This is a genomic window from Pseudomonas sp. KBN10P06128 (assembly GCF_037574945.1).
Taxonomy (GTDB): Bacteria; Pseudomonadota; Gammaproteobacteria; order Pseudomonadales; family Pseudomonadaceae; genus Pseudomonas; species Pseudomonas aeruginosa.
In genome coordinates, this window is sequence record NZ_JBBELR010000001.1 from 4,754,010 (window position 1) to 4,767,015 (window position 13,006).

The following is a 13,006-nucleotide window of genomic DNA, read 5'->3' on the forward strand; positions in this document are numbered from 1 at the left end:
AACTGCGCTGCGGCCCTCAAAGGATGTGCTCCGCGACGGTGCGATCGAAGCGCTCTATGCTCTCGATTGGACAGGCCGATTTCCGCTTGGCCGGCCGCCTGGATAGGCTCCCTACAAAGAGGAACGATTCTCGTTAAAGGAGAGCCACCATGCTCAAGACCCTGACTTTCACCGTCATGCATTTCATCATCGCCTTCAGCGTGGCCTACGCGCTGACCGGCAGCATAGCGGTCGGCGGGCTGGTGGCGGCGGTCGAGCCGCTGTGCAACTCGGTCGGTTTCTACTTCCACGAGAAGATCTGGAAACGCTTCGAGAAAGACGGCGCGCCGCGCCCGGCTAGCGCCCACGGCTGGCTGCACCGCCACGCCTGAAGGGATATTCGCGAGGCACGGCAAGAGGCGGGAAAGACCGATTGGAACGCTGGCTGCAATAACCCACTGCACTACTGAGGCTTGCAGTTGTCATAGCGGCAGTATATTCACTCAGTACTTTTCCCTCGAAGGGATTCCCCCGATGCCCCACTTCCTCCGTTTCGCTGCCCTGCTCGGCGGCCTCGCCCTCGGTTGTGCCAATCTGGCGCAGGCCCGGGACGTGGACGCCGCGAGCTACGGCTATCCACTGACCAACCCGTTCGAGGCGACCATCGCCACCACGCCGCCGGAACTGCGTCCCGAGCTTCCGCACAGCGAGGACATCGACCAGAAGGACTACAGCCTGAAATTGCGCCCGGAGCGCGAGTTCGCCCTGCCGGACAACTTCTGGCCGGTGAAGAAGCTGCGCTACCGCCTGGCCCGCCAGGATCATGCGGCGCCGCTGATCTTCATCATCGCCGGGACTGGCGCGCACTATGCCAGCAGCTACCCGGAATACCTGAAGAAGCTCTTCTACCAGGCCGGCTACCACGTGGTGCAGTTGTCCTCGCCGACCAGTTGGGACTTCATGGCCAGCGCCTCGCGCTTCGCCACACCGGGCTTTTCCAGCGACGACGCCGATGACCTGTACCGGGTGATGCAGGCGGTGCGCGCGCAGCAGCGCGACCTGCCGGTGACCGACTATTACCTCACCGGCTATAGCCTGGGGGCGCTGAACGCCGCGTTCGTCAGCCACCTCGACGAAAGCCGCCAGAGCTTCAACTTCAAGAAGGTGCTGCTGCTCAATCCACCGGTGAACCTCTACACCTCGGTGAGCAACCTCGACAAACTGGTGGAAACCCAGGTCAAGGGCATCACCGACTCGCGCACCTTCTACGAGGTGGTGCTGAGCAAGCTGACCCGCTACTTCCGGCAGAAAGGCTACGTCGACATCAACGACGCCATGCTCTACGACTTCCAGCAGTCGAAGCAGCGCCTGAGCAACGAGGAAATGGCCATGCTGATCGGCACCTCGTTCCGTTTCTCCGCCGCCGACATCGCCTTCACCTCGGACCTGGTCAACCGTCGCGGCCTGATCACCCCGCCGAACTACCCGATCAACGAAGGCACCAGCCTGGAGCCCTTCTTCAAGCGCGCGCTGCAGTGCGACTTCGAGTGCTACATGACTGAGCAACTGATCCCGATGTGGCGAGCCCGTTACGACGGCGGCAGCCTGACCCAGTTGGTCAACCAGGTCAGCCTCTACAAGCTGCAGGACTATCTGCACGACAGCCCGAAGATCGCCGTGATGCACAACGCCGACGACGTCATCCTCGGCCCGGGCGACCTCGGTTTCCTTCGCCGGACCTTCGGCGAACGCCTGACCGTCTATCCCTATGGCGGTCACTGCGGCAACCTCAACTACAAGGTCAACGCGCAGGACATGCTGGACTTCTTCGCCACGCCCGCCGCCGGACAGACCCAGGTCGCCAGCGCGGCCCTCACCCAGCAGGCAGGAAACTGATCGATGAGCCGAACCGCACACTGGATGTTCGCCCTTCTGCTGAGCGCAGCCGCCAGCGCCCAGGCCGACGAGGCCGCCGCGCCGGTCGAACTGCCGCCACGCCAGCTCGACGGCGACGGTTTCAGCCGTCCGCTGGACCAACTCAAGTTCAATCCCGGCCTGGATCAACGCGAATTCGAGCGCGCCACCCTCGACGCACTGAACATGTACGATCCCTGGGAATCCTGGAACCGCCGGGTCTACCACTTCAACTATCGCTTCGACGAGTGGGTGTTCCTGCCCGTGGTACGAGGCTACGAGTACGTCACCCCGCACTTCGTCCGCAGCGGCGTGAGCAATTTCTTCGACAACCTCGGCGACGTGCCCAATCTGCTGAACAACCTCGCCCAATTGAAGGGCAAGGCGGCGATGGAAACCACCGCGCGGCTGCTGTTCAACACCACCTTCGGTGTGCTCGGCCTGTGGGACCCTGCGACCAAGATGGGCCTGCACAAGCGCAGCGAGGATTTCGGCCAGACCCTCGGCTTCTACGGCGTGGGCAGCGGCCCCTACCTGGTGCTGCCGATCCTCGGCCCGTCCAACCTGCGCGACACCGGCGGACTGGTGGTGGACTACGTCGGCGAATACCAGGTGAACTACCTCAACGTTCCCCAGACCAGCGGCGACCACCCGGAGATCACCGCCCTGCGCGTGGTGGACAGGCGCTACAACACCAGCTTCCGCTACGGCCAGATGAACTCGCCGTTCGAGTACGAGAAACTGCGCTACATCTATACCGAGGCGCGCAAGCTGCAGATCGCCGAGTGAGACGAAGAACCGTCGCCCTGTGCGGCGGTTTCTTTTCCTCATAACGATTCAATAAATCGATAGGAATTACATAAAACTCGCAACCATATATCGACCAGAGAGGACTATCATCGAGCCATACACGAACCAGGAGGTTCCCATGACCCGCTACCGTGATGTCCTCGAACTGCATACCGGCCACCCCGCCTCCGATGGCGCCGGCGTCCGCCTGACCCGCGTGATCGGCGGCCCGTCCCCGGAACGCTTCGATCCGTTCCTGATGCTCGACCAGTTCGATACCCAGAACCCGGACGACTATGTCGCCGGCTTCCCTTCGCACCCGCACCGCGGCTTCGAGACCGTGACCTACATGCTCGAAGGGCGTATGCGCCACGAAGACCACCTCGGCAATCGCGGCCTGCTCAAGCCCGGCGGCGTACAGTGGATGACCGCCGCCCACGGCATCATCCACAGCGAGATGCCGGAACAGGTGGAAGGCGCGATGCGTGGCTTCCAGCTGTGGGTCAACCTGCCGGCGAAGAGCAAGCTGGCTCCGGCCGGCTATCGCGATATCGAGCCGGAAGACGTGCCGCGCCTGGAAACCGCCGGAGGCGTGAAGGTCACGGTAATCGCCGGTCGCTTCGACGACGGCCAGGCGCAGCAGATCGGCGCCGTGGAAAGGCCGGACACCGAGCCGCACTACTACGACCTGCAACTGCCTGCCGGCGGCCGCATCGCCCCGCGCCTGCCGGACGGCCATCGCGTGCTGCTGTACGTCTACGAAGGCAGCCTGACGGTGGAAGGCGAACGCCCGGTGGAAATCGCCACCAATCGCCTGGCTCGGCTGTCCGAAGAAGGGGAACTGAGCCTGCGCAGCGAAGCCGGCGCGCGGGTACTGGTGCTCGCCGGCAAGCCGTTGCGCGAGCCGATCGTCCAGTACGGTCCGTTCGTGATGAACAGCCGCGAGGAAATCGAGCAGGCGCTACGCGACTATCGCGACGGTGTCCTGGCCGTCTGAGCCGTGCGCGAGCCGCCCTTCGGGGCGGCTTTTTCCTTCCGCCTGTCCCGTCCTGAATAAGGTTTACCGCTCGATCCGCAGGAAGCGCTCCAGTTCCGCCCGCTTGCCCATCGCATCGTGGTAGCCCAGTTCGATCAGTTCGCTGCAATAGCCGCGCTCGAACAACAGGTAGCTCAATACCCCCGCCCCGCTGGCGCGGGTCGCTCCGGGACCGCGCAGGAAAAGCCGCAGCACCCGCGACAGCTCCCGGTAGTGCCGCGCGGCGATCTCGTCCAGCGGCCGGCTCGGCGACACCAGCAATACCTCCACCGGCTCCAGCCCACCCGCCTGGCGGCGCACCTCCGGCGCCACCAACTGGCCGATCTGGTTCATCCGCTGCAACTGCTCGATGTCGCCTTCCAGGCTGTCGATGAAGGTGCTGTTCAACAGGTGGGCGCCGATCTGCGCCAGGCTCGGCGGTCGGTCGGACGGCGGCAGGCCGGTCATGGCACTGTCGCCACCGGTGGCCGGGTTGCCGCTGACGCCGATCACCAGCACCCGCGTGGCGCCCAGGTGCAACGCCGGGCTGATGGGCGCCTGGGAACGCACCGCGCCGTCGCCGAAGTATTCGCGGTTGATCCGCACCGGCGGGAACAGCAGCGGGATCGCCGCGCTGGCCAGCAGGTGCCGAAGCTCCAGGCGGGTGGGAATGCCCAGGCGCCGATGGCGTACCCAGGGATCGATGGTCGCGCGCCCCTGGTAGAAGGTCACCGCCTGCCCCGACTCGTAGCCGAACGCGGTCACCGCCACCGCGCGCAACTGGCGCTGGCGCACCGCCGCATGAATCCCGGAAAAATCCAGCTCACGTGCCAGCAGCTCATGCAACGGCCGGTTGTCCAGCAACGCCACCGGCACCCGCCGCCCCAGGCCGAGCAGGCTATGGCCGAGGAAGCGCGAGGCCTGGCGGGTCACGCCCGGCCAGTCGCTGCGATAGACATGTTCGGTGCGGAATCCCTGCCAGACCGCGGTCAGGCGCTGGATCGCCTGGCGGAATTGCAGGGCGCCGCAAGCCAGGCCAACGGCGTTGATGGCGCCGGCGGAGGTACCGACGATGACCGGGAAAGGATTGCCGGCGCTGTCCGGCAGCAGGTCGGCGATGGCGGCCAGGACGCCGACCTGGTAGGCCGCGCGGGCACCGCCCCCGGAAAGGATCAGGCCGGTGAGCGGCGGACGTGGGGCAAGGGGATCGGACACAGCGGGGCTTCCGTCATGAACTGCGGCGAGTATAGCCAGACCCCGCGCGCGTCCGGAATGCCCGTCCTCAGCGCTTGCGCCGTTTCGGATAGAGCTTGGCTTCGCCTGGCGGGCGGGTCTTGAAACGCCGGTGCGCCCACAGGTACTGCTCGGGCTGCTGGCGCACGCAACGCTCGACCCACTGGTTGATCCGCAGGCAATCGGCTTCCTCGCTCTCGCCAGGGAAGTCCTCCAGCGGCGGGTGGATGGTCAGGCGGTAACCGCTGCCATCGGCCAGACGGCTCTGGGTGAACGGCAACACCCGCGCCCGGCCCAGGCGGGCGAACTTGGTAGTGGCGGTGACGGTGGCCGCCGGGATGCCGAACAGCGGCACGAACAGGCTCTGCTTGGCGCCGTAGTCCTGGTCCGGTGCGTACCAGATGGCGCGGCCGCCACGCAGCACCTTGAGCATCGAGCGCACGTCCTCGCGCTCGATGGCGGTGGCATCGAGGTTATGCCGCTCGCGGCCACGGCGCTGGATGTAGTCGAACACCGGGTTGTCGTGCTCACGGTACATGCCGTCGATGGTGTGCACCTGGCCGAGCAGCGCCGCGCCGATCTCCAGGGTGGTGAAATGCAGGGCCATGAGGATCACCCCCTCGCCCTTGGCCTGGGCCTCGCGTAGATGCTCCAGGCCTTCTATATGGGCAAGACGGGCCAGGCGCGCCTTCGGCCACCACCAGCTCATGGCCATCTCGAAGAAGGCGATGCCGCTGGAGGCGAAGTTCTCCTTCAGCAGACGCTCGCGTTCGGCGGGCGACTTTTCCGGAAAGCACAGTTCGAGGTTGCGCGCGGCAATCTCGCGGCGCGAGCCGACCAAGCGGTACATCAGCGCCCCCAGGCCACGGCCGAGCATCAGCAGGACGGGATACGGCAACTGCACCACCAGCCAGAGCAGCCCCAGGCCGAACCAGAGCGGCCAGTAGCGGGGATGGAGGAAAGCGCTGGAGAAACGGGGGCGATCCATGGACGGTTCCGACGACGATCAAAGCCCGCCATTCTACCCTGCCCGCCGTCCCGGCGGGACGCCGCGTTGCCGATCGATGCCGCCCCGGCTATCTGCCACGCTTGCGGGCATCCGGCGTTCTCGTTATAAGTCCCTGCAATTCAACGACCGACAAGCCCCATGAGCCAAGCCGACCTCCTCGATCAAGACCCCGTATTCCAGCTCAAGGGCAGCATGCTCGCGGTGACCATCCTCGAACTGGCGCACAACGACCTGGCGAGGCTCGAACGGCAACTCGCCGACAAGGTGGCGCAAGCGCCCAACTTCTTCCGCGACACCCCCCTGGTCATGGCCCTCGACAAGCTGCCCGAAGGCGAAGGCCGCCTCGACCTGCCGGCGCTCCTCGAGGTCTGTCGCCGCCACGGCCTGCGCACCCTGGCGATCCGCGCCGGGCGCGAGGAGGACATCGCCGCCGCCCAGGCCCTGGACCTGCCGGTGCTGCCGCCCTCGGGCGCCCGCGAACGACCGCTGGACATCAAGGACAGCGCCCCGCGCAAGCCTGCCGAAGAGCCCAGCCCGAGCGTCGGTGAAGCCAGGCCCGAGCCGGCCAAGGCGGAAGAGAAGCCCGCCGAGCCCGTCAGCCGCCCGACCAAGGTGGTGAAGACCCCGGTGCGCGGCGGCATGCAGATCTACGCCGCCGGCGGCGACCTGATCGTGCTGGCCGCGGTCAGTCCCGGCGCGGAACTTCTCGCCGACGGAAACATCCATGTGTACGGCCCGATGCGCGGACGCGCACTGGCCGGCGTGAAAGGCGACGCCACGGCGCGAATCTTCTGCCAGCAGTTGGCCGCCGAACTGGTCTCCATCGCCGGTAACTACAAGGTCGCGGAGGACCTGCGACGCAGCCCGCAGTGGGGCAAGGCAGTGCACGTCAGCCTGTCGGGTGACGTGTTGAACATCACCCGCCTTTAACGGATACTGCCGCCACTTTCAGGGACCAGAATTCTTACGTTTTTCATTGGGGTGAATCACCTTGGCCAAAATTCTCGTAGTCACTTCCGGTAAGGGTGGCGTCGGTAAAACCACCACCAGCGCAGCTATCGGCACCGGCCTGGCCTTGCGCGGTTTCAAGACCGTCATCGTCGACTTCGACGTCGGCCTGCGTAACCTCGACCTGATCATGGGCTGCGAACGCCGCGTGGTGTACGACTTCGTCAACGTCGTCAACGGCGAGGCCACCCTCACCCAGGCCCTGATCAAGGACAAGCGCCTCGAGAACCTGCATGTCCTGGCCGCCAGCCAGACCCGCGACAAGGACGCCCTGACCAAGGAAGGCGTCGAGAAAGTCATGGCCGAGCTGCGCAAGGACTTCGAATACATCATCTGCGACTCCCCGGCGGGCATCGAGAAAGGCGCCCACCTGGCCATGTACTTCGCCGACGAAGCGATCGTCGTGACCAACCCCGAGGTTTCCTCGGTACGCGACTCCGACCGCATGCTCGGCCTGCTGGCAAGCAAGTCGCAGCGCGCCGAGAAAGGCGAGGAGCCGATCAAGGAACACCTGCTGCTGACCCGCTACAACCCGGAGCGCGTCACCAAGGGCGAGATGCTCGGCGTCGACGACGTCGAGGAGATCCTCGCCATCCGCCTGCTCGGGGTGATCCCGGAATCCCAGGCCGTGCTCAAGGCGTCGAACCAGGGCGTGCCGGTGATCCTCGACGAGCAGAGCGACGCCGGCCAGGCGTACAGCGATGCGGTCGACCGCCTGCTCGGCAAGGAAATACCGCATCGATTCCTCGATGTGCAGAAGAAAGGATTCCTGCAAAGACTGTTCGGAGGACGTGAATGAGCCTTTTAGACTTCTTTCGCAGTCGGAAATCGCAGAACAGCGCTTCCATCGCGAAAGAACGACTGCAGATCATCGTTGCCCACGAACGTGGCCAGCGCGCACAGCCGGATTATCTGCCCCAGTTGCAGAAAGACCTGCTGGAAGTGATCCGCAAGTACGTACCGATCGACCAGGAGCAGATCCAGGTGGAACTGGAGAACCAGGGCAACTGCTCGATCCTGGAACTCAACATCACCCTGCCGGATCGTTGATTCGCCCAGGGTCCATACTGCGGCGGCCATTGGCCGCCGCAGTCGTTTCACCGAGCCTGCCCGCCAGGCTCCCTGCCGCCTCCCGGCGATGAGCCCGTTCGCTATGCCGCTGTCCCAGATCCGAATCGTTCACCAGGATGACGCCCTGCTGGTGGTCGACAAGCCCACCCTGCTGCTGTCGGTGCCCGGTCGCGCCGATGACAACAAGGACTGCCTGGTCACCCGCCTGCAGGAAAACGGCTATCCCGAGGCCCGCATCGTCCATCGCCTGGACTGGGAAACTTCCGGCCTGATGGTGCTCGCCCGCGACGCCGACAGCCACCGCGAGCTGTCCCGCCAGTTCCACGACCGCGAGACCGAGAAAGCCTATACCGCCCTTTGCTGGGGCCTGCCGGAACTGGACAGCGGGCGCATCGAACTGCCGCTGCGCTACGACCCGCCGACCAAGCCGCGTCACGTGGTGGACTTCGAGCACGGCCGCCACGCCCTGACCTTCTGGCGTGTGGTTGAGCGTCATGAGCGCTGGAGCAGGGTCGAGCTGACGCCGATCACCGGCCGTTCGCACCAGTTGCGCGTGCACATGCTCTCCATCGGCCATCCGCTGCTCGGCGACCGCCTCTACGCCAACCCCGAAGCCCTCGCCGCCCACGAACGCCTGTGCCTGCACGCCAGCCTGCTGTGCCTGACCCATCCGCAGAGCGGCGAACGCCTGCGCTTCGAGTCGCCGGCGCCGTTCTGAGCCTTCCCCGCCGCGTCCCGGCCCGCCGGGACGCCGCCCGCCGATTTCCGGTACCCCGTCTTGCCATACAACGACCAGCTTCCGCTTTTTCTGGCCGGCCCCGCCGCCAACGACCTGAACCCCGTCGGACAATACGATAGACTGCATGGATTGCCGTCCGGAGCCACTATGCGCGCAGAACTCAACCAGGGCCTGATCGATTTCCTCAAGGCCTCGCCCACGCCTTTCCATGCTACCGCCAGCCTCGCCCGCCGCCTGGAAGCCGCCGGCTACCGCCGCCTCGACGAGCGCGACGCCTGGCACACCGAAGCCGGCGGCCGCTACTACGTGACCCGTAACGACTCGTCGCTGATCGCCATCCGCCTGGGCCGTCGCTCGCCCCTGGAAAGCGGCTTCCGCCTGGTCGGCGCGCACACCGACAGCCCCTGCCTGCGGGTCAAGCCGAACCCGGAGATCGCTCGCAACGGCTTCCTCCAGCTCGGCGTCGAAGTCTATGGCGGCGCCCTCTTCGCCCCCTGGTTCGACCGCGACCTGTCACTGGCCGGGCGCGTCACCTTCCGCGCCAATGGCAAGCTGGAAAGCCGCCTGGTCGACTTCCGCAAGGCCATCGCGGTCATCCCCAACCTGGCCATCCATCTCAACCGCGCCGCCAACGAGGGTTGGCCGATCAACGCGCAGAACGAACTGCCGCCGATCATCGCCCAACTGGCGCCGGGCGAGGCCGCCGACTTCCGCCTGCTGCTCGACGAACAGCTGCTGCGCGAGCACGGCATCACCGCCGACGTGGTACTGGACTACGAGCTGTCGTTCTACGACACCCAGTCCGCCGCGGTGGTAGGCCTCAACGACGAGTTCATCGCCGGGGCGCGCCTGGACAACCTGCTGTCCTGCCACGCCGGCCTGGAAGCCCTGCTCAACGCCGAAGGCGACGAGAACTGCATCCTGGTCTGCACCGACCACGAGGAAGTCGGTTCCTGTTCGCATTGCGGCGCCGACGGTCCGTTCCTCGAACAGGTACTGCGCCGCCTGCTGCCGGAAGGCGACGCCTTCAGCCGGGCGATCCAGCGCTCGCTGCTGGTCTCGGCCGACAACGCCCATGGCGTACACCCGAACTACGCCGACAAGCACGACGCCAACCATGGCCCGGCGCTGAACGGCGGTCCGGTGATCAAGATCAACAGCAACCAGCGCTATGCCACCAACAGCGAAACCGCCGGCTTCTTCCGCCACCTCTGCCAGGACAGCGAAGTGCCGGTGCAGAGCTTCGTGACCCGCAGCGACATGGGATGCGGCTCGACCATCGGCCCGATCACCGCCAGCCAGGTCGGCGTGCGCACCGTCGACATAGGCCTGCCGACCTTCGCCATGCACTCGATTCGCGAGCTGGCCGGCAGCCATGACCTGGCGCACCTGGTCAAGGTGCTCGGCGCCTTCTACGCCAGCAGCGAGCTGCCCTGAGCGCCAGCCGCGCTCACGCTCCGGGCATTCGCCCGGGGCCACTCAGGCGTGCGCAGCGTGCCATTCGCTGCGCAACAGCGTGTAGATCGCATGGTCGTGGGCACGCCCGGCGATGATCTCGTTGGCCCGGATCACTCCGTCGCGCCGGAAGCCCTGGCGCTCAGCGGCGCGCTGGCTGCGCAGGTTCTCGGTGGAACAGCGGATCACCAGGCGCTGCCGGTCGTAGCCAAGGAAACCCAGCTCGATCGTCTTCCCCAGCGCCCTGGCGAGCAGCCCGCGCCCTTGCGCGGACGCCGCCAGCCAGTAGCCGATGCTGGCGCTGCGGCTGTCCTCGGTGAAATCGTGCAGGTCGATGACGCCGACCAGGCATCCGGATTCGACGATCCCGCAGCGGCAACTCCTGCGCTCCGCCCACAACCGCTGGCCTTCACCAATGAAACGGCGGGTATCGTCCGCGCTCTGCGTCAGTGGCACCCACGGCATCCAGGGCGCCAGGTGCTCGCTGTTGGCGCGCACCAGGCGGAACAGTTCCTCGGCGCGCGGCTGGTCGAGCAGCTCCAGGTGCAGGTCGGACGAAATCGGCAGTATGAACATGCGAGGGCTCCTTTTCCCGGGAGCCCATCCTCGCAGAAGGTGCCGCAGGTCGTCGACGCGTGGCGTTACTGCGGTACCTCGACGCTGATATGGATGGCGTCGTGGCGCCAGAACTCCAGGTCGCAGTCGATCAGCCGACCACGCTGGTCGCGGTTGATCCGGCTGATGCGTAGGGCCGGGCTGCCCACCGCCACCTTCAGCGGCGCCGCAGCCTCGGCATGCAGTGCAGTGGGCACCATGTCGAAACGCACCCGCCCATAGTGGATGCCGTACTCGCTGGCATAGAGTTCGGTCAGCGAGCGGGTCAGGTCGTGGCCGAGGATTCCGGGGAAGTACTGCGCGTTCAGGTAGTGCTCGACATACAGCACCAGCCGCCCGTCCACCCGCCGCGCCCGGCGGATCTGGTAGACGCTGGACAGCGCCGGCAGCTCCAGCAGCTCGCAGACCGCCGCGCTCGCCGGCATCTGCCGGGCCGACAGAACCTCGGTCGCCGGCACCCGGCCCTGTTCGCTGACCATCGCATGGAAGTGGCTGCGGACCAGCGGGTTGTAGGCCAGCCGCTCGGGGGAGACGAACCAGCCGCGGCGCTCCTCGCGGTAGATCAGGCCCTGCGACTCCAGCTGGATCAGCGCCTCGCGCAGGGTGATCCGGGTCGTCGCGAACAGCTCGCTGAGCTTGCGCTCGGCCGGCAGCTTGCCACCCGCCGGCAGCAGACCATGGCCGATCTGCTCGCTGAGCGCCCGGCAGATCGCCGTTACGGTGGGTAGCGCTTCGTCACGCATCGACTGCTTCCTTATTGGTCTAGTCCAACCCCAGGCAGGGGCTTTCCACCGGCCCGCCCTGCGCCTCCGGCTGGTCCGATGCTAGGAAACCCAGATGACCGGGACGTGACAGGCACAAGACAGCGGTCTTCCCGGAAGCGCCCGACGCCCATGGAATCGAGGGCTTAAGCATGGTCTACGCTTCTGCGGATGCAAGCCGCGGCGATGCCAGGCGCGGCTAGCTGACATGAAACCGTCATCCAGCGGCTCTAGATTGGCCTGGGTCTTGCTGATCTAGACCACACCCGCGGCAGTCCCGCCCGAAGGAGCGTCGAGAACTCCCGAGGCTGCCCGACCGAACCTCTCGAACGAAGGAGCACCGAATGAAACGCATGCTTGCTTCATTGCTGGGAACCGCCATCGCCCTCGGCAGCGGCCTGGCGTTGGCCGCCGAAGCGGACCTGCAGGCGCTGGAACAGGCCGCGCGCAAGGAAGGCCAGGTCAACAGCGTCGGCATGCCCGACAGCTGGGCGAACTGGAAGGACACCTGGAAGGACCTTGAGAGCAAGTATGGGCTCAAGCACATGGATACCGACATGAGTTCGGCCCAGGAGCTGGCCAAGTTCAAGGCCGAGAAGGACAACGCCAGCGCCGACATCGGCGACGTCGGCGCCGCCTTCGGCCCCATCGCCGTGCAGCAGGGCGTCAGCCAGCCGTACAAGCCGAGCACCTGGGAACAGATCCCGGCCTGGGCCAAGGACCAGGACGGCCACTGGGCGCTCGCCTACACCGGGACCATCGCCTTCATCGTCAACAAACAACTGGTGAAGGACGTACCGCACAGCTGGGCCGACCTGCTGCAGGGCAAGTACAAGGTCACCATCGGCGACGTCAGCGCTGCCGCCCAGGCGGTCAATGGGGTGCTCGCCGCGGCCATCGCCAACGGCGGCGACGAGAAGAACATCAAGCCGGGCCTGGAGTTCTTCGGCAAGATCGCCAAGCAGGGCCGCCTGTCGCTGACCAACCCGGTGATCGCCACCCTGGAAAAGGGCGAGGTCGAAGTCGGCATCGTCTGGGACTTCAACGGCCTCAGCTACCGCCAGCAGATCGACCCGGAGCGCTTCGAGGTGCTGATCCCCTCGGACGGCTCGGTGATCTCCGGCTACACCACCATCATCAACAAGTACGCCAAGCACCCGAACGCCGCCAAGCTCGCCCGCGAGTACATCTTCAGCGACGCCGGACAGATCAACCTGGCCAAGGGCAACGCGCGACCGATCCGCGCCGAGAGCCTGACCCTGCCGGACGACGTGAAGGCCCAACTGCTGCCCAACGAGCAGTACGCCAAGGCCCAGCCGATCAAAGACGCCAAGGCCTGGGAGGAAACCTCCAAGCGCCTGCCGCGGCAGTGGCAGGAAGCGGTGATCATCAACATGCAGTGACGCGGAGCGCGGCCG

The 13,006-nt window shown here is 66.1% G+C and carries 14 protein-coding genes; 10 read left to right on the top strand and 4 right to left on the bottom strand.

Translation table 11 applies throughout. The features are described from left to right. The first annotated feature begins 149 nt into the window (after positions 1-149). The 4 genes from VQ065_RS22245 (at position 150) to VQ065_RS22260 (ending at position 3,679) form a co-directional block, all read left to right on the top strand. On the top strand, positions 150-371 hold the full coding sequence (locus VQ065_RS22245; RefSeq protein ID WP_003091551.1) for a DUF2061 domain-containing protein: 222 nt from the start codon (positions 150-152) through the stop codon (positions 369-371). A gap of 142 nt (positions 372-513) precedes the next feature. Next, complete coding sequence (locus tag VQ065_RS22250; RefSeq protein WP_003091553.1) at positions 514-1,875, top strand: alpha/beta fold hydrolase; 1,362 nt, start codon at positions 514-516, stop codon at positions 1,873-1,875. Positions 1,876-1,878: 3 nt separating this feature from the next. Further along, the gene (locus tag VQ065_RS22255; RefSeq protein WP_003091554.1) at positions 1,879-2,682 is read left to right on the top strand and encodes an MlaA family lipoprotein; all 804 of its coding nucleotides are present in this window, start codon (positions 1,879-1,881) and stop codon (positions 2,680-2,682) included. Between the two features lie 139 nt (positions 2,683-2,821). Then, positions 2,822-3,679: a pirin family protein gene (locus VQ065_RS22260; RefSeq protein ID WP_003109175.1), complete on the top strand. Its 858-nt coding sequence runs from the start codon at positions 2,822-2,824 to the stop codon at positions 3,677-3,679. A gap of 63 nt (positions 3,680-3,742) precedes the next feature. Here the strand turns inward: VQ065_RS22260 and VQ065_RS22265 are convergent, their stop codons facing one another. Together VQ065_RS22265 and VQ065_RS22270 are read right to left on the bottom strand one after the other, a co-directional pair. Further along, positions 3,743-4,912, bottom strand: a complete 1,170-nt coding sequence (locus tag VQ065_RS22265) for a patatin-like phospholipase family protein (RefSeq protein WP_003091575.1) — start codon at positions 4,910-4,912, stop codon at positions 3,743-3,745. A gap of 67 nt (positions 4,913-4,979) precedes the next feature. Continuing rightward, positions 4,980-5,918, bottom strand: coding sequence for a lipid A biosynthesis lauroyl acyltransferase (locus VQ065_RS22270; RefSeq protein WP_003091577.1), 939 nt, complete (start codon positions 5,916-5,918; stop codon positions 4,980-4,982). 159 nt (positions 5,919-6,077) lie between these two features. Here VQ065_RS22270 and minC point away from each other — a divergent pair, with 159 nt between their 5' ends. The 5 genes from minC (at position 6,078) to VQ065_RS22295 (ending at position 10,194) form a co-directional block, all read left to right on the top strand. Beyond that, entirely contained in the window at positions 6,078-6,869 is a 792-nt protein-coding gene (minC, locus tag VQ065_RS22275) for a septum site-determining protein MinC (RefSeq protein WP_003091578.1), read from the top strand. 61 nt (positions 6,870-6,930) lie between these two features. Next, the gene (gene minD, locus VQ065_RS22280) at positions 6,931-7,746 is read left to right on the top strand and encodes a septum site-determining protein MinD (RefSeq protein ID WP_003091579.1); all 816 of its coding nucleotides are present in this window, start codon (positions 6,931-6,933) and stop codon (positions 7,744-7,746) included. Further along, on the top strand, positions 7,743-7,997 hold the full coding sequence (minE, locus tag VQ065_RS22285) for a cell division topological specificity factor MinE (protein WP_003091581.1): 255 nt from the start codon (positions 7,743-7,745) through the stop codon (positions 7,995-7,997). Before minD ends, minE begins: the two co-directional genes overlap by 4 nt. 103 nt (positions 7,998-8,100) lie before the next feature. Then, positions 8,101-8,736 carry an RluA family pseudouridine synthase gene (locus tag VQ065_RS22290; RefSeq protein WP_003091582.1) on the top strand — a complete coding sequence of 212 codons (636 nt, stop codon included), beginning with the start codon at positions 8,101-8,103 and terminating at the stop codon, positions 8,734-8,736. A 168-nt stretch (positions 8,737-8,904) separates the two neighbouring features. Continuing rightward, on the top strand, positions 8,905-10,194 hold the full coding sequence (locus tag VQ065_RS22295; RefSeq protein WP_003091583.1) for a M18 family aminopeptidase: 1,290 nt from the start codon (positions 8,905-8,907) through the stop codon (positions 10,192-10,194). Between the two features lie 42 nt (positions 10,195-10,236). Here the strand turns inward: VQ065_RS22295 and VQ065_RS22300 are convergent, their stop codons facing one another. Together VQ065_RS22300 and VQ065_RS22305 are read right to left on the bottom strand one after the other, a co-directional pair. Continuing rightward, positions 10,237-10,788 carry a GNAT family N-acetyltransferase gene (locus VQ065_RS22300; protein WP_003091584.1) on the bottom strand — a complete coding sequence of 184 codons (552 nt, stop codon included), beginning with the start codon at positions 10,786-10,788 and terminating at the stop codon, positions 10,237-10,239. Between the two features lie 65 nt (positions 10,789-10,853). Then, positions 10,854-11,570, bottom strand: a complete 717-nt coding sequence (locus tag VQ065_RS22305; RefSeq protein ID WP_003091585.1) for a UTRA domain-containing protein — start codon at positions 11,568-11,570, stop codon at positions 10,854-10,856. Positions 11,571-11,932: 362 nt separating this feature from the next. On the opposite strand from VQ065_RS22305, the gene VQ065_RS22310 reads away from it, so the two are divergent. Then, positions 11,933-12,991, top strand: coding sequence for an ABC transporter substrate-binding protein (locus tag VQ065_RS22310; protein WP_003091586.1), 1,059 nt, complete (start codon positions 11,933-11,935; stop codon positions 12,989-12,991). Positions 12,992-13,006: the final 15 nt, after the last annotated feature.